The 21,760-nt window shown below is 70.5% G+C and carries 17 protein-coding genes; 6 read left to right on the forward strand and 11 right to left on the reverse strand.

Features of this window, described 5'->3' with window-relative positions; translation table 11 throughout:
- Window positions 1-116 precede the first annotated feature (116 nt).
- The 4 genes from prfB to C3V41_RS00375 all read left to right on the forward strand — a co-directional run bounded on the left by prfB (window position 117) and on the right by C3V41_RS00375 (window position 6,860).
- Window positions 117-1,238 carry a peptide chain release factor 2 gene (gene prfB / locus C3V41_RS00360; protein WP_106108619.1) on the forward strand — a complete coding sequence of 374 codons (1,122 nt, stop codon included), beginning with the start codon at window positions 117-119 and terminating at the stop codon, window positions 1,236-1,238.
- A gap of 277 nt (window positions 1,239-1,515) precedes the next feature.
- Window positions 1,516-3,186 carry a hypothetical protein gene (locus C3V41_RS00365; RefSeq protein WP_106108620.1) on the forward strand — a complete coding sequence of 557 codons (1,671 nt, stop codon included), beginning with the start codon at window positions 1,516-1,518 and terminating at the stop codon, window positions 3,184-3,186.
- A 319-nt stretch (window positions 3,187-3,505) separates the two neighbouring features.
- Entirely contained in the window at window positions 3,506-5,188 is a 1,683-nt protein-coding gene (gene ettA / locus C3V41_RS00370) for an energy-dependent translational throttle protein EttA (protein WP_106108621.1), read from the forward strand.
- Window positions 5,189-6,224: 1,036 nt separating this feature from the next.
- Window positions 6,225-6,860 (forward strand): hypothetical protein, encoded by a 636-nt coding sequence (locus C3V41_RS00375; RefSeq protein WP_129591436.1) that lies wholly within the window; start codon window positions 6,225-6,227, stop codon window positions 6,858-6,860.
- Between the two features lie 173 nt (window positions 6,861-7,033).
- Here C3V41_RS00375 and C3V41_RS00380 read toward each other — a convergent pair whose 3' ends face one another.
- From C3V41_RS00380 to ptsP, 7 genes are all read right to left on the reverse strand, one after another.
- A complete protein-coding gene (locus C3V41_RS00380) occupies window positions 7,034-9,448 on the reverse strand; it encodes an FtsX-like permease family protein (RefSeq protein WP_254423624.1) in 2,415 nt (804 codons plus the stop codon).
- Entirely contained in the window at window positions 9,445-10,215 is a 771-nt protein-coding gene (locus C3V41_RS00385; RefSeq protein WP_106108623.1) for an ABC transporter ATP-binding protein, read from the reverse strand. The genes C3V41_RS00380 and C3V41_RS00385 overlap by 4 nt, the downstream gene beginning before the upstream one ends.
- Before the next feature lie 212 nt (window positions 10,216-10,427).
- Window positions 10,428-11,705 (reverse strand): HAMP domain-containing sensor histidine kinase, encoded by a 1,278-nt coding sequence (locus tag C3V41_RS00390; protein WP_106108624.1) that lies wholly within the window; start codon window positions 11,703-11,705, stop codon window positions 10,428-10,430.
- Window positions 11,705-12,415, reverse strand: coding sequence for a response regulator transcription factor (locus C3V41_RS00395; RefSeq protein ID WP_106108625.1), 711 nt, complete (start codon window positions 12,413-12,415; stop codon window positions 11,705-11,707). Before C3V41_RS00395 ends, C3V41_RS00390 begins: the two co-directional genes overlap by 1 nt.
- 213 nt (window positions 12,416-12,628) lie before the next feature.
- Window positions 12,629-14,110: an Ig-like domain-containing protein gene (locus tag C3V41_RS13265; protein WP_174714734.1), complete on the reverse strand. Its 1,482-nt coding sequence runs from the start codon at window positions 14,108-14,110 to the stop codon at window positions 12,629-12,631.
- Window positions 14,111-14,303: 193 nt separating this feature from the next.
- Complete coding sequence (locus tag C3V41_RS00405; RefSeq protein ID WP_106108626.1) at window positions 14,304-15,431, reverse strand: acyl-CoA thioesterase; 1,128 nt, start codon at window positions 15,429-15,431, stop codon at window positions 14,304-14,306.
- Window positions 15,428-17,125, reverse strand: coding sequence for a phosphoenolpyruvate--protein phosphotransferase (gene ptsP, locus C3V41_RS00410; protein WP_106108627.1), 1,698 nt, complete (start codon window positions 17,123-17,125; stop codon window positions 15,428-15,430). Before ptsP ends, C3V41_RS00405 begins: the two co-directional genes overlap by 4 nt.
- 175 nt (window positions 17,126-17,300) lie before the next feature.
- On the opposite strand from ptsP, the gene C3V41_RS00415 reads away from it, so the two are divergent.
- Window positions 17,301-17,552, forward strand: a complete 252-nt coding sequence (locus tag C3V41_RS00415; RefSeq protein WP_281433045.1) for a PTS glucose/sucrose transporter subunit IIB — start codon at window positions 17,301-17,303, stop codon at window positions 17,550-17,552.
- A gap of 8 nt (window positions 17,553-17,560) precedes the next feature.
- Window positions 17,561-19,777 carry a 4-alpha-glucanotransferase gene (malQ, locus tag C3V41_RS00420; protein WP_106110559.1) on the forward strand — a complete coding sequence of 739 codons (2,217 nt, stop codon included), beginning with the start codon at window positions 17,561-17,563 and terminating at the stop codon, window positions 19,775-19,777.
- 90 nt (window positions 19,778-19,867) lie between these two features.
- Here the strand turns inward: malQ and C3V41_RS00425 are convergent, their stop codons facing one another.
- The 4 genes from C3V41_RS00425 to C3V41_RS00440 all read right to left on the reverse strand — a co-directional run bounded on the left by C3V41_RS00425 (window position 19,868) and on the right by C3V41_RS00440 (window position 21,742).
- A complete protein-coding gene (locus C3V41_RS00425) occupies window positions 19,868-20,329 on the reverse strand; it encodes a PTS sugar transporter subunit IIA (protein ID WP_106108629.1) in 462 nt (153 codons plus the stop codon).
- On the reverse strand, window positions 20,326-20,556 hold the full coding sequence (locus C3V41_RS00430; RefSeq protein ID WP_106108630.1) for a glucose PTS transporter subunit EIIB: 231 nt from the start codon (window positions 20,554-20,556) through the stop codon (window positions 20,326-20,328). The genes C3V41_RS00425 and C3V41_RS00430 overlap by 4 nt, the downstream gene beginning before the upstream one ends.
- A 170-nt stretch (window positions 20,557-20,726) precedes the next feature.
- A complete protein-coding gene (locus C3V41_RS00435; protein WP_106108631.1) occupies window positions 20,727-20,981 on the reverse strand; it encodes a glucose PTS transporter subunit EIIB in 255 nt (84 codons plus the stop codon).
- Window positions 20,978-21,742, reverse strand: coding sequence for a GntR family transcriptional regulator (locus C3V41_RS00440; protein ID WP_106110560.1), 765 nt, complete (start codon window positions 21,740-21,742; stop codon window positions 20,978-20,980). Before C3V41_RS00440 ends, C3V41_RS00435 begins: the two co-directional genes overlap by 4 nt.
- Between the last annotated feature and the right edge of the window lie 18 nt (window positions 21,743-21,760).

The raw sequence follows: 21,760 nt of genomic DNA on the forward strand, positions 1-21,760 counted from the left end.
GGACCCGGGGTGGGGCGGGCGCGGTAGCAAGGGGACACGGGCCGCCCCGTACCCTCGGGAGCCGCGCAACCACGCGGATCCGTGGGACGGGCCCACCCTGCCGTAGACTGCCGCCCGTGGCCACTGACTTTCCTGCTGAGATCGAGCGACTCCGACACACCTACGCCTCCATTGCCGCCGTAAGCGATCCGCAGGTCCTGCGCGCACGCATTGCCGAGCTCTCCGAGCAGGCCGCTGCCCCCAACCTCTGGGACGACCCGGAGGCGGCCCAGGTGGTCACCTCCGCCCTGTCCCACACCCAGGCCGAGCTGAGTCGCGTGGAGACCCTGGGCTCACGCATTGACGACCTGGAGACCATGCTGGAGCTGGCCGCGATGGAGGAGGGCGAGGAGGCCGCCGCCATCCTGGCCGAGGCCGAGACCGACCTGGCCGCCGTCTCCAAGGACGTCTCCGAGCTGGAGATCCGCACCCTGCTGAGCGGGGAGTACGACCCGCGCGACGCCGTCGTCACCATCCGCTCCGGCGCCGGGGGTGTGGACGCCGCGGACTTCGCCGAGATGCTCCTGCGCATGTACCTGCGGTGGGCCGAGCGCCACGGCCACCCCGTCAAGGTCCTCAACACCTCCTACGCCGAGGAGGCGGGCCTGAAGTCCGTGACCTTCGAGGTCCACGCCCCCTACGCCTACGGTACGCTGAGCGTGGAGGGTGGCACCCACCGCCTGGTGCGCATCAGCCCCTTTGACAACCAGGGTCGCCGCCAGACCTCCTTCGCGGCCGTGGAGGTCATCCCGCTCATTGAGTCCACCGACCACATTGACGTCCCCGAGTCGGACATCCGCGTGGACGTCTTCCGGTCCTCGGGCCCGGGGGGGCAGAGCGTCAACACCACCGACTCCGCCGTGCGTATCACCCACATCCCCACCGGCCTGGTGGTCTCCATGCAGGACGAGAAGTCCCAGATCCAGAACCGAGCCGCCGCCATGCGCGTGCTCCAGTCGCGCCTGCTGCTGCTCAAGCAGCAGGAGGAGGACGCCAAGAAGAAGGAGCTGGCCGGGGACGTCAAGGCCTCCTGGGGCGACCAGATGCGCTCCTACGTGCTCAACCCCTACCAGATGGTCAAGGACCTGCGCACCGGCTACGAAGTGGGCAACCCCGACTCGGTGTTCGACGGCGACATTGACGGCTTTATTGACGCCGGCATCCGCTGGCGCAGGCAGCAGGAGCGCGCCGGGGCCTGAGTGCGTGCCCGCACCCGCGGGCCTGGCCCGTCGCACGTCGTCCGACGGTAAGGCGTCGTCCAGGTACCCGCGCCCCGCGCACGCCAGGCTCACCCCCTCGTGGGCCTGGCCCGTCATGCGGCCCCCTCCGGCTCCAGGCCGACGACGCCCGGCAACCCCTCGCAGGCCGTCACCTGGCAGGCCCATGGGCCTGCGGGCTGGCCTGAGGGGGAGCCGGAGGTGTCGGGGTGTACCATCGCCTGGTGCGGGCTGGCGGCGTGTTTATGAGGAGGTCCCGGTGCCAGAGGACAAGGACGAGGACGCCACCAGGCGGGCGCCAGCGAACGAGGACGTGCTGCCAGCGCTGGTGCTGGTGGAGCCCGGTATCGCGCTCCTTCTGGGTGACCGACCGGCGGAGGACTTCGCTGACTGCGGTATTCACCTCCTGGAGGAGCGGGAGCGGGATAAATGGTCTGAGCTGTTGAACGTAATGTCACTCGCCTCAGGTGGTGCGAATGCTATCGCCCAGGGGACGAGGGCCGCGCTCAGCGTCCAGGGGCTGGTGAGGCTCGCGCCGGAGACCGTGGCCGCCCTCGAGGGCGGCATGACGCCCCTGACGTCAGGCGGCTGGAACCTCGGGTCGCTTACCACCGGGGGGAGGATAGCCGCACAGGTGCGCTGGCTGCCCGCGACAGGCGCGCAGGCCGCACTGACGCTGTCATCCGTCACCCCTGCGCTGGCGCTGTGCGCCATGGGGTTTCAGCTCATGTCGATCTCAAAGCGGGTGGACAAGAGCATTGCCGTCATTGAGGAGCTAGAGGAGAACCTGCGTCAGGAGCGGCTGCGGGAGTGCCGCAGCATGTGTGTCGAGGTTCGTAATACCGTCACCGAGGCTTACTCGTTCCGCTCCGTGGACAGTAAGATGTACAAAAAGCTCGACGACATGCTGCGGCACCTCAGGTCCGAGCGGGACGCATGCCTCGACGCCGTCTCGAAGCATTACGCCAGGACGGAGGACCTGCAGTCGGGCAGAAGGTACGTGCTCGAGCGGCAGGACGAGATCTACAAGGACATCTGTCTCTTGGTGGCGGTGCAGGAGGCGAAGTACAGGGCCGACATGCTGTGCTGCGCTCACGTGGCACAGGAGGGCAAGACGGACGAGCACGTCAGGAGGCTTGAGACGAGGCTAGGGAACGCAGAGGACGAGAACGGCAGGGCGGCGGCAGATATTCAGGACGTTCTTTACGGGCTGGGGCGTCGTGTCGGCCTAATGACCGAGCTTCCGGACAAGAGCCACCCTAAGCACGGCAGCAAAAATGACGCTGATATCGTGCTAGAGAATCTGCTGAGCAGCATCGAGAGGACAATGGGTGATATAGGTGGGGCGAGGTTCCCGGACCTCCCTGGCGCCCAGGTCGTGTCGGGGGAGGAGAAGGACAGGAGCCACGAGCGCAGGGTGCTGCGGTGGATCCTTGAGCGGGACGAGAAGCTGTGGGTCATGTCGCCGGTCAGGAAGGTGTCCGCAGATAGCCCTCTGGGCGTAGCGTCAGGGGTGGTGCAGTGGGTGGCGGACGCGACCGACAGGTCCGGTATTGTCGTGGTCACGTCGAAGCGTGTTCTTTTCTGGGGGTCTCGGAACAAACTGGTGGTCAAGGGGTCCCTCGACCACGAGGTCCCTCTCGCTGACGTACGCTACATGCGTCTCACGGAGGAGGGAGACACCCTGGAGCTTGAAGTCGTCACCGGGAACCGCGGCAACGACCTCCGCCTGTCATTCAGCAGCAGCGACCGTGAGGCCGCGACGCGCATTGCTGACATCCTTGCTAGCGTCATGCACATTCCTGACAGTGAGGTCAAGGAGGATCCTCTCGTGGTCGAGGCGAACGAGGAGCTCCAGAAGGTCGAGGCGCCGCCGCGTACGAGCCTGGTCCCCGCCAGCCGGGGACGGGGGCCTGCCGAGGGCGCGTAGCCGAGGTTGTGCCGCCTGTCCCCGGTAAGGGACCTCTGGCGGGAACGGTCCCGGAGCCGCGGCCCCAGGTGCGGCCCGCGTTTAGCGCCCGGCTCAATTAGCTGTCACCGTGGTCTGCCCCTGGCGGGTGGCCTGTGTACCCGGCGATACAGGCGCGGCCCGCGTGCACGGCCTCACGTCCGCGTCCTTCGCCATTGCCCGCCCGCTCCCCTAGGCTTGGGCCCGGTGCGCGCGAGACCGGACGGACGGCCGGGTACGGCGTCGGCGGTCTCGCCGCGCAGGCATCCACCACTCACCCCACGAAAGGCACGGCGAAGCAGTGGCTGAGTACATCTACCAGATGGTCAAGGCGCGCAAGGCCCACGGCGACAAGGTCATCCTCGACGACGTCACCATGGCCTTCCTGCCCGGCGCCAAGATCGGCATGGTCGGCCCCAACGGCGCCGGCAAGTCCTCCATCCTCAAGATCATGGCCGGCATTGACCAGCCCTCCAACGGCGAGGCCCGTCTGAGCCCCGGCTACAGCGTCGGCATCCTCCTCCAGGAGCCACCCCTTAATGAGGACAAGACGGTGCTCGGCAACGTCGAGGAGGGCGTGGCCGTGATCAAGTCCAAGCTGGACCGCTTCAACGAGATCTCCGCCCTCATGGCCGAGCCCGACGCAGACTTCGACACCCTCCTGGCCGAGATGGGCACCCTCCAGGACGCCCTGGACGCCGCGAACGCCTGGGACCTGGACTCCCAGCTGGAGCAGGCCATGGACGCCCTGCGCTGCCCCCCGCCGGACGCCCAGGTGGCGCACCTCTCCGGTGGTGAGCGCCGCCGCGTCGCCCTGTGCAAGCTTCTCCTCCAGGCCCCCGACCTGCTCCTGCTGGACGAGCCCACCAACCACCTCGACGCCGAGAGCGTCCTGTGGCTGGAGCAGCACCTGGCCAGCTACAAGGGCGCCGTTATCGCCGTCACCCACGACCGCTACTTCCTGGACCACGTGGCCCAGTGGATCGCCGAGGTCGACCGCGGCCACCTCTACCCCTACGAGGGCAACTACTCCACCTACCTGGAGACCAAGGAGAAGCGCCTGGAGGTCCAGGGCAAGAAGGACGCCAAGCTCGCCAAGCGCCTCAAGGAGGAGCTGGAGTGGGTGCGCTCCTCGGCCAAGGGCCGTCAGGCCAAGTCCAAGGCCCGTCTGGCCCGCTACGAGGAGATGGCCGCCGAGGCCGAGCGCACCCGCAAGCTCGACTTTGAGGAGATCCAGATTCCGCCGGGCCCGCGCCTGGGGAACACGGTGCTCGAGGCCAGCCACCTGCGCAAGGGATTTGACGGGCGCACCCTTATTGACGACTTGTCCTTCACTCTGCCGCGCAACGGCATTATCGGCGTCGTCGGCCCCAATGGCGTGGGTAAGACCACCCTGTTCAAGACCATTGTGGGCCTGGAGGAGCTCGACGGCGGCACCCTCAAGGTCGGCCAGACCGTCAAGCTGTCCTACGTGGACCAGACCCGCGCCGGGATCGACCCCAGGAAGACCCTGTGGGAGGTCGTCTCCGACGGCCTGGACTACATTAAGGTCGGCAACGTGGAGATGCCCTCACGCGCCTACGTGGCCTCCTTCGGCTTCAAGGGCGCCGACCAGCAGAAGCCCGCCGGGGTGCTCTCCGGCGGGGAGCGCAACCGCCTCAACCTGGCCCTGACCCTCAAGCAGGGCGGCAACCTCATCCTCCTGGACGAGCCCACCAACGACCTGGACGTGGAGACCCTGGGCTCCCTGGAGAAGGCGCTCCTGGAGTTCCCCGGCTGCGCCGTGGTCATTACCCACGACCGCTGGTTCCTGGACCGCGTGGCCACCCACATCCTGGCCTGGGAGGGCACGGAGGAGAACCCGGCCAGCTGGTACTGGTTCGAGGGCAACTTCGCCTCCTACGAGGAGAACAAGGTCAAGCGCCTGGGCGCCGAGGCCGCCCGCCCCCACCGCGTCACCTACCGCAAGCTCACACGCGATTGAGCCGAGTGAAGCCGAGCTTGCTCGAGCTTCCGAGGCGATTGAGCGTGTTGGAGGCGGGGCCGAGCACACGCGATTGAGCCGAAGGCCAAGGCCGCTCGCGGTCTTGGCTGAGGCGATTGAGCGTGTTGGAGGCGGAGCCGAACACGCGCCGATTGAGCCGAGTGAAGCCGAGCTTGCTCGGGCTTCCGAGGCGATTGAGCGTGTTGGAGGCCGCAGGCTGAACACACGTCGATTGAGCCGAGTGAAGCCGAGCTTGCTCGAACTTCCGAGGCGATTGAGCGTGTTGGAGGCGGAGCCGAGCACACGTCGATTGAGCCGAGTGAAGCCGCGAGCGGCCCTGGACGGCCGCAGGCCGTAGCCGGGGACCGGTGGCGGGGATGCCTGCACCTGGCCCTGCCCGCGCTCTTACGCGGGTGGGCCAGAGTCGGGCGCCGGTCGCCCCGCCCCTGCCGGGGCGGCCACCCGCCGCGGTGACAGACGGGTGGTCTCCTGGCCTTCGCATACGTCATGCGTCGCCTATGCTTTTAGCCAAAGTACAGCTATGGGCGTAAGGTTTTGATCATGCTGGGTGGTGTCCCAGTGCTGCCGAATAGGCGCCTCCGATCGACAGGTCATGACTCATAGCCGCGGACCCAAGCCGTGCCCATATTGATGCCAAACTATAACAAATGTGAAGAGCGCAATGGCCGCAGATCGGGGAAGATAGGTAGGTCGGGACACAACCGTTGAAAGGAGTCCCCATGCCCACCCGTCTCACCTACCGTGGACCTGCCTCACCCCCGCCAGGCGGCCCGCCCGCTGGCGTGGCAGCTCGACCAGCAGATCAAGCAGCCGCACCTCCACCAGGCGGCCCGCCCTCCGGGGCGCTGACCCGGCCTGGGCCCAGCCGTTGCGTGGCGCGTACGCCGAGGGGCCGCTCATGAGGCCCCGGACGCAGCAGGACCAGGGCGCACGTCCTACCAGGCCCTGGACGCGCAGGCAGCAGCTACGCCTCGCCGCCGCCAGGACCGACCGGGGAAGGTACCACCGTGAGGCCATGATCCAGGCGCGGAACAGCAAGAGGATCTGCGACCGTGCCGGGGAGCTCCTGGGGCAGCTGGCAGGGTGGATGCGGGTCATGGGCGCGTCGGACGACCTTAATGACCTGGCTGACAGGTCTGTTGACCTGATCCTGGAGGCCAGGTGGTACATGGGGCACGTCGCGACGGTCAACGACAGGACGCTGCTCGGCGCCAGGAGGATGACGGTCAGGCGGGCCGTGGGGGCGCTGTGCCGTTCGGAGGCGGCTTACGCGGGCCTGGACCTTGAGGGCGACCTGCCTAACCTGACTGAGCTGACAAAACTCGTCGGGGAGCTCCCAGCGGCCATGTTCATAATGGCGCTCCGGGACATGGTGTACTCCGCGGCGAGGGTCGCGCCTCGTGGATCCCAGATCGTCGTCGAGGCGCCTGTCGACGACGAGCAGATCGAGCTGAACGTGTTCTTCTATGTCGACGAGGACCAGACGGTTGACAGGCCGTCCCGGCTCCTCCAGAGCGATACGCGCCTGATCTATCTTGGTCGCGCCCTGGAACGTATCGGGGGGAGCCTGGAGTACGCGGACTTCAATGAGCAGAAGTTCCTCGACGCGGTGTTCCCGCGTGATGCTGACGACTCCCCGGTGACGCCCTGACGGTCCTTGCCCCGGCAGGGGCCAGGGCGCAGGCGCCTGTCGCACGGCGGGCGCCCTGAGGGCGGGCATACTGCTCGTCCGCTTGCCGGTAGTCGGCCTCTCACCACCCGTCAGGGTGGCGCCCCCAGAGGATCGGGGCGCCACCCTGACGGGAGGTAAGGGGCGAGCCGCCGCTACTCCGTGAGCAGGCAGTAGGCGGTGACCTTCCTGACGGGGCGGGTGGCGGCCACGGTCGCCGCCACGGCGGTGAGCAGCACCACGGCCCCTACGGCCAGGGTGGGCCACAACGGGATCCCTACCGTGATCTTCCTGATCCCGACCCCGCTGAGCATGACCTCCAGCAGTGGCATGACCAGCACCCCGCCCACGACGCAGCCCAGCACGGTACCCAGGACCAGGGGCGGGAGTATGGTCCAGCGCACCTGGGCCGCCGCCTGCCGCGAGGTCATGCCCAGGGCCTTGAGCAGACCTGAGGTGCGGCGGGACCGGGCCACCAGGGAGGTGGTCATGAGCGCCACCACCAGGACCACCACGAGGCCGGTGAACACCATGAGGGTGCGTGACAGAAGCGGGACCACGGAGGTGTAGCTCTCCAACTGAACCGCCATGGCGTCGCGTATGTTGAGTACCTGGACGGTGGGGCCCAGCTCATTCTGCAGCGTCCTGGTCACCGCCTCGGAGCTGGTGCCCGGGGCCGTGAAGACGCCGACGTCGTTCAGCTGCGCGTCGGGCACGAGCTCCTGGTAGGCCTGACGGGTCAGGATCGCAAAGCTCCCACCGTTGACCACACCGCTGGCCAGGCCCGTGACCAGGAACTCCTTCTTGGTGCCGCCGTGGGTCATGGTCCAGGTACCACCGACCCGGACCCCAGGGCGCTGCAGGCCTGGGCCCAGGACGACCTCGTTGGCGTGACGGGCGGGCCGTCCCTCGTAGACGGGGTTGACAGGAAGATCCTCCACCCGGTCCACGGCAATGAGGAGGATACCCGTGCCGTTGACCCTCTCGGAGTGCTGGGAGTAGGGCAGCGCGCTGGCTACGCCGTCGGTCTGCCGGATTTGGGCCATGACCTGGTCCAGGTCGCCCGGCGACTGCGTCGTGACGGTGACGTCCGGGAAGACGCCGCCCAGGAGCAGTGACAGGGCGTTGTCCCGGTCCGCGAGCGTCCCCAGACCCGAGGCGGAGAAGACCGAGGCCGTGGTGCAGGCACCGGTCACCACCAGGATGAGTAGCGCGCGCCCCGGTGCTGCCAGCACCTTCTTGAGGCCGAGCAGTACGACCAGTGGCCCGTGCACGCGCTCCAGGGGCAGACGGGCGCGGGCGAAGGAGTGGTCGGCCTGGCCGCCGCGCAGCGCCTCCACCACGCTCATGCGGCTGGCGCGCCGTGCGGCCAGGGCCCCGCCCACCCAGACCAGGAGGCCCAGCACGGCCGTGCACACCAGGAGCAGTCCGAGGTCGAACCGTGCTCTCCAGGTGATCCCGGCCTGGGCGCGCAGGAGCGAGGACAGGTAGGGCAGGACGGCGTAGCCCAGGGCGGCTCCGACCACCCCGCCCGCAGCGGCGACCAGCGTCAGGCAGAGCACCATGGGGCGCACGACCCCGCCCGTGGTGAACCCCGTGGCCCGTAGCGCGCCCACCGTCGCCAGGTCCTCGCGGACGGCGCTGCGTAGCATAGAGGTCAGTATGAGCAGCGCCATGACCGTGATCATGGAGGAGAAGAGCAGGATGACCACGGACGTCAGGCTCACTGATATCTGGTTGGCCATGGACACGGTCGTCCGGGTCATGTCCCAGGTTGCGGTCACGTCCAGGTGCGTGAGGACGTCGCTGACGACCGTGTCGTCCCCGGCGGCGTCGGTCCGTACCTTGATGAGTGTGAACGGCACCCAGCCGGGTGCCCGGTTCAGCTGTCGTGCGCTGGCGGCCTCACCGTCGGCGGCGGCTTGCAGGCCGGCCACGTGCTCACGCGCCTGGGACTCCAGCTGCCGGTAGCTGCTACCGGGTACCCCCAGCCACAGCAGGCCGATCGCAGGCATCCCCCCGTAGGTGGACTCCGTGAACCCCTGGATGTGGAAGGTGCGCTCACCCGCGGGGGAGGTGAGCACCAGCGCGTCACCGAGCTTATAGCCGCCGGAGGCCTGGAACGTGGCGGGCACCCAGACGGGGTCCTCCACGGGGTCGGTGAGCTGGGAGACGACGTCCCACCGCCCCATCTGCGGGGTGGAGTCAATGTCGTAGAAGAGGAACCTGGACGGCAGGGTCGAGCCGGCGTAGGGGATCGAGCCCAGCACGCCCACCATGGAGCTGGTTTCTACCTCGCGCACACGCGGCTCTGAGCGCAGGGCGGCTGTGACGGCGTCGGCCTGCTCACCCTGCGGTATGAGGGTGGCGTCGTCGGGGGAGTTCCACTCATCCGCCTTGTGCTCCAGGTACGCGCTGTGCTGGGTCATCATGACCAGCCCGACGTTCATGAGCAGCCCGGAGACGAGGGACAGGACCGTCATGGCCCCCACCAGGCCCGGGTGCTTGCGGAGGGTGCGGCGGACCAGCAGCGGCCAGGGGCGTGCCGTCAGAGACCTCAGCACCCTCACCACCCCATCTCGGTCAGGAAGGAGGTGAGAGCCTGGGTACGCTCGGTCCTGCCGGACAGGGAGCACTCGTGGGAGACGTGGCCGTCACGCAGGTAGAGGACACGCTCGGCGCGGGCGGCGGAGCGTACGTCGTGGGTGACCATGACAATGGTCTGACCATCTGCGTGCACGTCGCTGAGCAGGTCCAGGACGGCGGCGGACTGCTCGGAGCCCAGCTGGCCGGTGGGCTCGTCGGCGAAGACCACGGCGGGCCGGTTCATCAGGGCCCGGGCGATGGCCACGCGCTGCGCCTCCCCGCCCGAGAGCATGGTGGGTACCTTGGTCCAGTCTCTCTCAGGCAGGTTGACGCGCTCCAGCAGCGAGCGGGCCCTGTCAGCCAGGGCCCCGCGGTCCCGGCTGACCAGCAGGCCCACGACCAGGAGGTTCTCCAGGACGGTCAGGGAGTCCAGCAGGTGCGCTTGCTGGAACACGAAGCCGCAGTGGCCGCGGCGGAAGCGGGCCAGGGCGTCCTCGCCCAGGGCGGTCAAATCCGTACCGTCCAGCCTCACCGTGCCCAGGGTAGGACGGTCCAGCCCGGACAGGGCGTACAGGAGCGTGGACTTGCCCGCGCCCGAGGGGCCCATGACCACGGTGAAGGAGCCCGCGGTGATCTCCAGGTCCAGATTGCGCAGCACGTGCTGCTGGGCCCCGCCCACCGAGAAGCTCTTGGAGAGCTTGTCGGTGGTGATAACGGCACTGTCAGGGTCCTCTTGTGGTGTCGGTGGCACAGGTGCTCCTCTCGTAACGGGGTCGACGCTATGGGAGGCACCACGGGTAAGTCCTTACGAAAGCCCTACGTTTTGCCTGCGATCGGCGGCTGGCGCCAGCGCCGTCAGCAGCTCGAGCGGGTCCAGGGGACCAGGCCCCTGGTGCGCTGGCGGCGTGCAGGCCCGGGGGTGCGCCGCTGTAGGACGCCAGCTGGCCCCCGGTAGCCACCGGGTCAGGCCAGCGGCAGGTAGAGCGTTATCGCCAGGCCACCTGTGTCAGGCAGGCTCGCCTCAATGTGCCCGCCCATGCGCTCCATGAGCTGGGCGCAGGTGAACAGGCCGAGCCCCTGGCCGGGGACGCCCACGGCACCCCGGCCACGCTGCCCCCGGGCAAAGATCAGGCTGGTCTCGTCGGGGGCGACGCCGGGGCCGGCGTCGGTCAGGACCAGGCGCAGGCAGTCCGTCTCGAGGCCGCCGGTCAGGCGGATGGGCGTGCCCGCGTACTTGTAGGAGTTCTGCACGACATTGTCAATGACCTGCGCCAGGCGCAGGCGGTCGGCGCGTACCAGCACCTGGGGCAGGTCGGTGGCCTCCACGAGCTGACGGTGGTCGGCCTGGCGCACCAGGGCGACCACCTCGCGGCTGCTCAGGTCCGCAGGGCTCACGCTCAGGGCGTCCACCTGGCTGGAGTGGGCCCGGAACAGGTCACTGATCAGGGCGTCCACCTGGTGGCCCTTGGAGCGGACCACCTCCAGGCGCTCACGGGCAGGGGAGTCCTCGGTGAGCTGGAGGAGCTCGGCGGTGGCGCAGATCGTGGCCACGGGCGTGCGCAGGTCGTGGCCGATCTGGGCGATGAGGGCCTCCTTGGAGGCCTGCGCGTCCGCCTCGCGCTGGCGTGAGGCGGCCAGCTCGGTGCGCAGCAGGTCAAAGCTCTGCGTCCAGGCCCCGAAGGCGTTGGCCCGGTCCATCTCCAGCGGGGCGGACAGGTCCCCTCCCGCCACCCGCGCGGCAAAGCGCTCCAGACGCTTAAAGGGGAGGAGTACCCGGACGCCCAGCCAGCCCACCAGGGCCAGGACCAGGACCAGGGTCAGGACCAGGGTGGCCGTGCCCGCCCGGGCCAGGGCACGCTGGTGGGCGGCCACGGCGGTGGTGTACCCGTCGTCGAGCCAGACCCAGGCCACGGTACGCCCGTCCACGACCACGGGGCTGGTCAGCGGACGGTGCTCGCCCGTCCACTGCATGACCCCGAACCCGCTGTACCCCACCGGCGCGGCCCCGGGGCCGAGGGGCACCGGGGCTCCTGCGGCGTCCACCACCCTTAGTGCGTCGGCCATGCCGTCCAGTCCAGCTGCCTCAGGGTGGGGCCAGGCGGCTGCCAGGCGCTGGACGACGTCGTTGATCCTGGCGGTGTCCGCACCGGGGGCCTGGCGGGTGCCGAGCAGGGCCAGGGTGCACGTCCCCGTGACCAGGACGGCCACCAGCAGGGCCACGGGGACGGACAGGCGGCGCACTAGCGGGCCTCGAACAGGTAGCCGCGCCCCCACACCGTGTGGATGTAGGTGGGGGACTCGGGTGTCTTCTCAATCCGGGCCCTCAGACGGCGTACGTGCACCGTCAGGGTGCCCGGGGTAGTGAACTCGTCACCCCACACCGAGCGGATAATCTCCTCCTTGGTGCACACCGTGCCGCGCCTGGACACCAGGTGGGCCAGGATCCGGTCCTCCAGCGTGGTCAGGTGCAGCTCGTGCCCCGCCAGGTAGGTGCGGCCGGTGGACAGCTCCACCCGCAGGCGTCCGTCGTCAAAGTCCGCCCTCACCCAGCCGGTGGGGGCTCCCCGGCCGGTGGGGCCGGTGGCGCCGCCACGTTCCAGGGCCCGGCGGACCTTGGCCAGGAGGACGGCCAGGGAGAAGGGCTTGGTGACGAAGTCGTCGGCCCCCAGGGACAGGCCGTGTACCTGGTCCACGTCGGTGCCGCGGGCCGAGACGAAGATAACCGGTACCTGCCTGTCCCGCAGGTGCTGGCACAGCTCGAAACCGCTCATACCGGGCAGGTTGACGTCGAGCAGGGCGACGCCGGGCGCCTGGGGGCGCAGGTGGCGCAGGGCGGACTCCGCGTCAGGGCAGCTGAGCACGTGCAGGCCGAAGGCCTCCAGGTAGTCGCGGGTGACGGCGGCGAGGTCCACCTCGTCCTCGACCAGCAGGACGTCCACGGGTGCGCTCATGGTGGCAGTCTCCCACCACGGCCCCACCAGCCAGGGGCGTCTCCGTTTACCGTGTCGCGCCCCCGGCCCCGGAGCCCGCGCGGCCCCCACTCAGCTCCGCAGCGTAGCCCGCTACGCTCTCCCGGCCCCGGAGCCCGCGCGCAGGCGAAAGTACGCACAAGGGTGGGGCGGGGACCTCACGGTCCCCGCCCCACCCACGTTGGGAGCCGGTGGTCAGCGGTTGCCGCGGACCCGGCGGGCGATGAGGAACGCGCCCCCACCCAGCAGCGCCACGACCGCAATGACCGCGGGCACCAGGGTGGCACCGGTCTTGGCCAGGCCAGAAGCAGGCTTGGTGGCCGGTGCGGCAGGCTGCTCGGCGGCGGGGGCCGCGGGCTGCTCGGCAGCAGGCTGCTCGGCGGCGGGGGCCGCGGGCTGCTCGGCGGCGGGCTGCTCAGGAGCCGGGGCGGCGGGGGCCGCGGGGTTCTTCTCAGCCGGGGGCTGGACCTGCTCGGGGGGCAGGGCGGGAGCCACGGCGGGAGGGTTCTCGACCTGGGCGGGCAGGACGCCGAAGCCCTCACCGCCACCGTTGCGGGTGCTCACGGTCGCCTCGGCGTGGAAGGTCTTGTCACCCAGGGACAGCGTGGCCGAGTCCGTCCAGCTGCCGGGGCCGGAGAACTTCATGGGGACGTAGACGCGGGCGAACTGGCCCGCGGGGACGGTCACGGACCCGGAGACCTCGGTCTCGCTGCAGCTGGTGACCGTGGCGGTGGCCGCCTTGGCGGTGTCGTACTTGGGGTCGCCCCACTTGGTCCGGCCCTCGTAGGACCAGGACAGGAGCCCTTCCTTGCTGGCCTTGTCGCAGTCAAAGGCCTGGTCGGGGCTGGTGGTCTTGTCCGTCCAGTTGAAGGTCTTGGAGGTCTCGCTGCCAGCCATCTCGGGGGTCAGGCCGGGGGTCTGGACGACGACGCTGCCCGGGCGGGTGCCGTCCTCCCCGGGGGCGAGGGCCCAGCCGAACTTGCCCATGGCCGTGGGAAGGCCCTCGCAGTCGGGCCCGCACTCGCCGACCGGGACCGGGGCGTTAATGGGCTCGCCGTTGGCGCTGAACTTCAGGGTCTCGGTGGTGTTGGGCGTAATGGAGGCGTCAATGGTGGCCTCCACCCAGCCCGAGATCTCGACCTTCTCCTTGCCCTTGACGTAGTCAGACAGCTTGACGGACAGGTAGCCGCCGTCGTTCTTGTCGTAGGTCATAGTGGCCACGACCGGCTTGCTGGCGTCATCGGAGACCGGCTTGGTGTCATCGGAGACCGAGCGGTCCTGCGCGGTCGAGCTTCCCTCGTTGGCCGAGCTGTCCTGCGCGGCGGTGCCTTCCGGCTTCTTCTCCCTGAGGTTCCAGGTGGTTCCCAGGTCGAAGTGGAGGCTCTCAGGCGCCTTGATCTTGTACTCCTGGCCCTCGCAGTGGCCGCTGGACAGGTTGTAGGTGTACTGCAGCTTGACCCGGTTCCAGGCGGTGACCTTGTTCTCCTCGGACACCGGCTTGTCGTCCTTGAAGACGGTGACGGAGGTGGGGACCTCGGTGGTGGGGGTGCAGGAAGTGGAGTCCGCGGGTTCGGGGTCGGCGGCGCTCGCCGCCGGCGTCAGCGCCGAGGTCGGGACGACCACGGCCGCGGCGAGCGCGAGCACGGACAGGGCTCGCGTCAAGGTTGGGCAGGACATAAGGGGACTCTCCAGGCAAATCGTGGGTGGCGGTCCCTCCCCCCTGGCGGAGGGTGCGGACCGGGGTCTACCGGGCGCACAGACCTCTCGGGGCAGGGTCCCAGGGGACCTACCGTGATTTCAGGACGGTTACATCGTAACGCCAATGTGACTACTAGACGAGACCTAACCGCAAGCAGTTCCGTTGGGCGCGTCACCCTGCCTGGGCGTCCTGGGGGTCCTGGGCGTCGACCCTGACCTGCCAGCGACCCCCGACGTCCTGCCCGGCGCCGGGCACCCGGACCATGCCCTCCTGGCCGATGGTGGACAGCAGGCGCCCGGCGCGGTCGTAGACCCGGGCGCGGCCCATGGCCCGGCCCCCCTGGGAGGTGGGGGAGTCCTGGACCACCAGCAGCCAGTCGTTGGTGTCCACGTCCCGGTGGAACCACTGGGCGTGGTCCAGGGTCGCCAGGCTCATGCCCCGGGTGCGCCAGGACAGCCCCCGGCTGCGCAGGGCCGGCTCCAGCATGACCTGGTCGCAGACGTAGGTCAGCAGCGCCCGGTGGACCGTCTGCGTGGCACTGTCGGGTACCTTCCCGCGGGCGCGCAGCCACAGCTGCTGGCGGTCCCGCCGCACCGCGTCCGGACGCAGGTAGATACCGCCCTGCACGTGGCGTACGTCAAAGGCCGCGGTGCGCCCCAGGAACCTGGCCGCCGGGTGGTTGACGGAGCGGAAGATCTCGATGGCGCTGGGCAGGTCCTCGGGCGGGGGCACCACCGGGGGCGGGATCTGGACGTCCTCGCCCTCCTGGGGAAGCTGGTAGGAGGAGATCATGGCCAGCAGGACCTCACCGTCCTGGACGGCGGTGGTACGGCGCTGGGAGAAGGAGCGTCCGTCGTGGAGCCGTTCCACGTGGAACTCGATCGGCTCCTTGAGCCTGCCGCCGCGCAGGAAGTAGGCGTGCAGCGAGTGCGGCTCGCGCACCGGCAGCCGGGCCCCGGCCCGGGCCGCCTCCGGCCGGGCGCCCGGCCCGCTCGGGACGCCCGGGTGCGGCCCCGCCCCGGGGGCCGGAGCCGCGGTCGCCAGGTCGTCGGCGGGGTGCGGCCCCGCCCCGGGGGCCGGGGAGGCGGCGTCGCCGGCCCCCGCCTCACGCGGGAGGGTCGCCGCCGCCGCCAGGAGCCCCTGGGCCATGACCTGCCCGCCGTAGACACGTCCGGAGAGCTGGGGCAGGCTCCGCCCCACGAAGACGTCTACCCCGTCGCCCTCCGCCAGGGCGAGCACCCGGGTCACCGAGCCCAGGGGCTCCTCGCTGGCGAAGGGGACGGGGTAGGACGTGGTCACAGGGCGAGCTCCTCCAGGATCGGCAGCTCGGCGCGGACGGTGTTGCGCGCCTCCTCGGCGGTGCCGGCGCTCGTGGCCAGCCCCGCCAGGCGCTGGCAGTCCTCGAAGGTCACGGACTTCAGGACGGCGTCCACGTCGGGCAGGGCGCGGGCGGTCATGGACAGGCTGGCCACGCCCAGACCCACCAGGACGACGGCGAGGGCCGGGTCGGCCGCCGCCTCACCGCAGACGCCCACCGGGCGCCCGTGCACGGCGGCGCCGTCACAGGCGGTCTTGATCAGGCGCAGGACGGCCGGCTGCCACCCGGTGGACAGGTCCGCCAGGGAGGACAGCAGGCGGTCGGCGGCCATGACGTACTGGGTCAGGTCGTTGGTGCCGATGGAGGCGAAGTCCGCGTGCTCGAAGAGCTTGTCCGCCATGAGGGCGGCCGAGGGGACCTCGATCATCATGCCGGCGATCTTGAGCCCGTGGGCGCGGGCCTGGTCGGTGAAGGCCTTGGCCTCGTCCTTGGTGGAGATCATGGGGGCCATGACCCACACCTTGGCGTCGGTGACGGCCTCCGCCTTGGCCAGGGCCTGGAGCTGGTGCTCCAGGACCTCGGGGTCGCGGCGGGTGGTGCGGTAGGCGCGCACGCCCAGGGCGGGGTTGGCCTCGGTGGCGTCGGTGAGGAAGGGCAGGGGCTTGTCCGCGCCGGCGTCCAGGGTGCGGACCACCACCTTCTTGCCCGGGAAGGCCTCCAGGACGCCCTTGTAGGCCTCGATCTGGGCCTCGATGGTGGGCTCCTCGGGCTGGTCCAGGAAGCAGAACTCGGTGCGGAACAGGCCCACGCCCATGGCCCCGGCCGCGGCGGCGGAGCGGGCCCCGGCGGCGTCGCCCACGTTGGCGAGCAGCTGGACCTCGCGGCCGTCCTTGGTGGCGCCGTCACCGCGGAAGACCCGCACGCGGCTGGCCAGCTCCTTGGCCCGGCGCAGGGCCTCCTCGCTGGGGCTGACCGTGATCTGGCCCTTGGTGCCGTCCACCAGGACGATGTCGCCGTCGTGGAGCTGGTCGGTCACCTCCGAGCCGGTGCCCACGATCGCGGGCATGCCCAGGGCGCGGGCCAGGATGGCGGTGTGGGAGGTGGGGCCGCCCTCGGAGGTGATAAAGGCGACAACCTTCTCCGGGTCCAGCAGGGCGGTGTCGGCCGGGGCCAGGTCCTCGGCCACCAGGACGAAGGGCTCAGGGAGCACCGGGATACCGGGCATGGGGGCGTCGGTGAGGACCGCCACAATGCGGTCGCGCACGTCCGCTACGTCGCGGGTGCGCTCGGCCATGTAGCCCCCCAGGGACTTCAGCATGGCGGCCAGGGTGCCGGCGGCCTCCCAGACGGCGCGCTCGGGCACCAGGCGGCGCTCGCGGATCATGGCCTGGGCGGAGGAGGTCAGGGTGGGGTCGGCGGCCATCTGCGCCGTCGTCTCCAGGAGGGTCCGCCCCTCTCCCTTGGCCTGGGCCGCTGAGAGCTCCAGGTTCTTCTTGACCCTCTGGGCGGCCGCGGCGACGCGGTCGCACTCCTCCTCCAGGTCCTTGCTGGGTTCCAGGGTGGCGATCTCGGGCTCGATGATTCCGGGTGCCATGCGTGCGACGGGGCCCGCGACGAGGCCCGGGCTCACGCCGATCCCGGTCAAGGAGGTGGGGGTTGCGTCTGACAATGCCATGCGATGCTCCTGTGGCCGCGGCGGGTGTGGGTTAGGACCCATTGTGCATGGTCGGAGCCGAAAATGTGCAACCTGCGCCACACTGTGACGAATCGCGGGCCGCGAACACGCTCCCGGCGGCGCCCTGAGGTGTAGGGACGTAACCCTCTGTGATAGAGTGATCTCGCACACTGGTCTGAAGAGCTCGGAGAGGAACGCCATGAGTACCGCAGCGGATATCGTCACAGGTCTGGGTGGGGCTGACAACATCACGGACCTGGAGCCCTGCATCACCCGCCTGCGGGTGGAGGTCAAGGACCAGGAGAAGGTGGACGAGGAGGCGCTGCGCGCCACGGGCGCCTTCGGCGTGGTGCGCTCCGAGCGTGTCGTCCAGGTCGTCGTCGGCCCGACTGCCGACGCCCTCGCGGCTGAGATCGCCGCCCTGTGACCATGGACATGACGCAGACCGTCGTGCCCGACGCCGGCCCCGTGCGGCACGAGGCCAACGAGGCCCTGCGTCGCCTGGCCGAGGCCCACGGCGTCTCCACCGAGTACTGGGACTACCAGGGGCACTACGCCGCCCCCTCCCAGGAGACCCTGGAGGCCGTGCTGGCCGCCATGGGGGTGCGGGCCTCCACGCAGGAGGAGATCGCCACCTCCCTGAAGGATGTCGAGCTGGCCCCCTGGCGGCGTGTGCTGCCCCCCAGCGTCGTGGTACGCGGGGGCGCCTCCCACGTCCTGGTGGTCCACGTGCCCGACGGCGCCGTGGTACGGGCCAAGGTGGACCTGGAGGACGGCGGGGTCAGGCGCCTGGCCCAGGCCGAGGACTGGACCCCCGCCCCCGCCCGGGAGGTGGACGGTGTCCTGACCAGCCAGGCCTCCTTCGTCCTGCCCAAGGACCTGCCCCTGGGGTGGCACCGCATTGTCGCCGAGGTCGACACCGGCCGGGGGCTCGGCCCCCACACGGCCTCCTGCCCCCTGGTCGTCACCCCGGACCACCTGGATCTCCCCCTCAGCCTGGGGGAGCGGGGGTGGGGTGTCATGGCCCAGCTGTACTCGGTGCGCTCGCGGGGGTCCTGGGGGGTGGGGGACGCCGCCGACCTCACCGAGCTGCTCAGCTTCCTGGGGGACGAGGGGGCCGACTTCCTCCTCATCAACCCCCTCCACGCGGCCGAGCCCACCGGGCACATGACGCCCTCGCCCTACCTGCCGGTGACGCGCCGCTTCGTCAACCCCCTCTACATCCGTCCCGAGCAGATCCTCGAGGTCGCCGAGCTCCCCGGCCCGCAGCGCTCGCTGGTGAGCTGGGGGGCGGAGGAGGCGCGCGCCGCCAACCACGGCGCCGACCCCATTGACCGCGACGCCAGCTGGAAGGCCAAGCGCGAGGCCCTGGAGGTGATATTTGCCACAGGACGTTCCCGGTCCCGGCAACGCGACTTTGATCGCTTCCGCGCCGAGCAGGGGCCCGGCCTGGAGCGCTTCGCCCTGTGGTGCGCGCTGAGCGAGAAGTACGGGGACATGCGCCAGTGGCCCGCCACGCTGCGGGACGCCAGCAGCGCCTACGTGGCCATGGAGGCCCGCACCTTAAGCGAGCGGATCGACTTCTACGCCTGGCTCCAGTGGGTGGTGGACGAGCAGCTGGGGCGGGCCCAGCGCCAGGCCGTGGCCTCGGGGATGGCCCTGGGCGTCATGGACGACCTCGCCGTGGGCACCCACCCCCGCGGGGCGGACGTGTGGGCCGACCCCCAGGCGTTCGCCCCGGGGGTGACCGTGGGCGCGCCCCCGGACATGTACAGCCAGAAGGGGCAGAACTGGTCCCAGCCGCCGTGGAGCCCCACCTACCTGGCCCGCAGCGCCTACGCCCCCCTGCGGGACATGGTGCGCACCGTCCTGCGCCACGCAGGCGCCCTGCGGATGGACCACATTATGGGCCTGTTCCGCCTGTGGTGGATCCCCAACGGCATGGGTGCCGGCCAGGGCGCCTACGTCCGCTACGACCACGAGGCCATGGTGGGGGTCCTCCTGCTGGAGGCCTACCGGGCGGGGGCCGTCATTATCGGCGAGGACCTGGGCACGGTCGAGCCCTGGGCCCGGGACTACCTGACCAGCCGGGGCATCCTGGGCACCTCGGTGCTGTGGTTCGAGAAGCAGGGCGACGGCTGGCCCACCCAGCCGGAGGCCTACCGCCGCCTGGCCCTGTCCACGGTCAACACCCACGACCTGCCCCCGACGGCGGGCTACCTGGCCGACGAGCACGTCACCCTGCGTGAGCGCCTGGGCCTGCTGACCCAGGACATTGACGAGGTCCGTACCGACTCGCGTATCGAGCGCGACCGGATGATGGCCCGCCTGCGCGAGCACGGCCTGCTGGGGGAGCGGCCCAGCGAGCGGCAGGTCGTCGAGGCCCTCTACCGCTACGTCCTGCGCACACCCTCGGTCCTGGTGGGGATCGCCCTGGTCGACGGCGTCGGGGAGAGGCGTGCCCAGAACCTGCCGGGCACGGACCAGGAGTACCCCAACTGGAGGATGCCCCTGGCGGACGGCAGCGGCGAGGTGGTCCTGGTGGAGGACCTGCCCGGTAACGCACGCCTGTCCAGCCTGCTGTCCGCGGTGCGCCAGGAGCTGGGGCGCGGGCCCCGGTGGGGCCGGGACCTGCCGGTGCCCCCGGTGTAGGGGCCACGGCGCCGGCTACCGGGCCCGGTCCGCAACAGGGAGTCGGGGCGGGGATCCCCACCCGGGGATCCCCGCCCCGACTCCCTAAGGTCAGTCCCAGGTCACCAGGGCGTCCCCGGCGGCGACCTGCGTGCCGGGTGCGGTGAGCCCCAGCGTGGTCTCCTCGGCCTCCAGGAGGATGACGGGGACCACCGGGTCCAGGCCCCTGGCCTGGACCGCGTCCGGGTCCCAGGTGACCATGGGGTCGCCGACGGACACCGTGGCGCCCTCCGCGGTGTGGACGGTGAAGCCCTCCCCGGCCAGGGACACCGTGTCCAGGCCCAGGTGGACCAGGACACCGCGCCCCCGGGGGCTGGTGACCACGAAGGCGTGCGGGTGGACCTTGGCGACCGTGCCGTCGATGGGGGACACGGCCGTGACCTGGCCGGGCCCGCCCGTCCTCGGGTCCAGGGCCAGGCCGGGCCCGACGATCTTGGCGGAGAAGACCGGGTCCGGGACGTCCTCGACGGCCAGCACCCGGCCGGGCAGGGGCGCGCGGACGACCAGGCTCATCGGAGGTCCTCGATGTCCTCCGCGATCGTGTCCGCGTTGGGGCCGACGACGACCTGGACGGCGTCGCCCACGCGCACGACGCCGTGGGCGCCGGCGGCCTTGAGTGCCTGGTCGTCCACGAGGGAGACGTCCTCCAGCTCGCAGCGGAGCCGGGTGATACAGGGCTCGATCTCGATAATGTTGTCGAACCCGCCGAGGGCGTCGACGATGCTCTGTGCCTGGGACATGGAAGTCTCCTTAGCGTCTGGGTTGCGTCAGTGCCGGCTGGGACCGGGAGCCGGGCGTCCTCGCCCGACAGTGGTCCATACCAGTCCACATCCTAGCGTGGTCACGGTGCGTGCGCACCTGCCGGGGCCTCAGGGCGTCGGTGCCCCGCAGGGCGCCGGGGGCTTCCCCCTCAGGGCGCCGGGGTCTCCTCGCCCCAGATGAGGTCCGCCAGGTCCGAGGCGATGGTGTCCGCGTTGGGGCCCACGACGACCTGGACCACGTGCCCCGCGGCGGTGACCCCGTGGGCGCCGGTGCCCCGCAGGGCGGCGCGGTCCACGGCACCGGGGTCGTGGACCTCCGTGCGCAGCCGGGTGATGCACGGTTCGATGGTGTCGATGTTCTCCGCGCCTCCCAGCGCGGCGACCAGTCGATCGAGGTTGATCATGAGGCGCTCCTGGTGTCTGGTGCGGTTCTGGGGCGGGTGGTGCGACCTGTGGGCTGGGGGGCCGACACCGGGACCCACAGGGTGTACCGGTCGGCACGGTACAGGGAGCGGGAGTAGTCCACGACGTGGTGCTCGTGGAAGGTGCGCCGGGTGATGTCCAGGGCGGGCGCCCCGACGGTCACGCCCAACAGGGTGGCCTCCTCGCGGGTGACCACGTGGCCCGCGATGACGTCCTCGCCCCACTGGGGGTCGAACCCCGCCGCCGTCAGGCTGGAGTACACCGAGGCGGGCGGGCCGGGCTCCAGGAGCGCGGGCAGCAGGTGGGCCGGGATCCAGTTCTCCTCGATGGCCATGGGGATGGAGTCCGCCGTCAGCAGGCGGCGCAGGTGGTGGGTGGGGGCGGCGGGCTCGGCCTCCAGGGCCTGGGCGACCACCGGCGGGGCGGGGGCCGTCTCCATGGTCAGGACGACGACGCCGGGCGTCATGCCGCGGCGGCGCATCTCCTCGCTGAAGGAGGTCAGGCGGGGCTGGAGGTCCAGCTTGGGGGGCGCCACGAAGGTGCCCCTGCCCTGGTGGCGCTCCAGGACGCCGTCGACAATGAGGGTGTCAATGGCCTGGCGCACCGTCATGCGGGAGACGGAGAAGGTCTCGCACAGCTCGCGCTCGGAGGGCAGCGGGGCGCCGGGCTCCAGGCCCTGGGCGATCAGGCCGAGGAGGTACTCGCGGACTCGTAGGTACTTGGAGGTGGGGCGTCTGGGCATCATCACCATTGTCCTCCC

It is taken from the genome of Actinomyces sp. oral taxon 897 (genome assembly GCF_002999235.1).
GTDB lineage: Bacteria > Actinomycetota > Actinomycetes > Actinomycetales > Actinomycetaceae > Actinomyces.

Excerpts from the sequence above, each read along its gene's own strand:
- C3V41_RS00425 (WP_106108629.1), bottom strand. The coding sequence starts at position 20,329 with ATGAGCCTGGTCGTCCGCGCGCCCCTGCCCGGCCGGGTGCTGGCCGTC.
- C3V41_RS00435 (WP_106108631.1), bottom strand. The coding sequence starts at position 20,981 with ATGATCAACCTCGATCGACTGGTCGCCGCGCTGGGAGGCGCGGAGAAC.
- ptsP (WP_106108627.1), bottom strand. The coding sequence starts at position 17,125 with ATGGCATTGTCAGACGCAACCCCCACCTCCTTGACCGGGATCGGCGTG.
- C3V41_RS13265 (WP_174714734.1), bottom strand. The coding sequence starts at position 14,110 with ATGTCCTGCCCAACCTTGACGCGAGCCCTGTCCGTGCTCGCGCTCGCC.
- malQ (WP_106110559.1), top strand. The coding sequence starts at position 17,561 with ATGACGCAGACCGTCGTGCCCGACGCCGGCCCCGTGCGGCACGAGGCC.
- C3V41_RS00430 (WP_106108630.1), bottom strand. The coding sequence starts at position 20,556 with ATGTCCCAGGCACAGAGCATCGTCGACGCCCTCGGCGGGTTCGACAAC.
- C3V41_RS00375 (WP_129591436.1), top strand. The coding sequence starts at position 6,225 with ATGATCCAGGCGCGGAACAGCAAGAGGATCTGCGACCGTGCCGGGGAG.
- C3V41_RS00395 (WP_106108625.1), bottom strand. The coding sequence starts at position 12,415 with ATGAGCGCACCCGTGGACGTCCTGCTGGTCGAGGACGAGGTGGACCTC.
- C3V41_RS00440 (WP_106110560.1), bottom strand. The coding sequence starts at position 21,742 with ATGCCCAGACGCCCCACCTCCAAGTACCTACGAGTCCGCGAGTACCTC.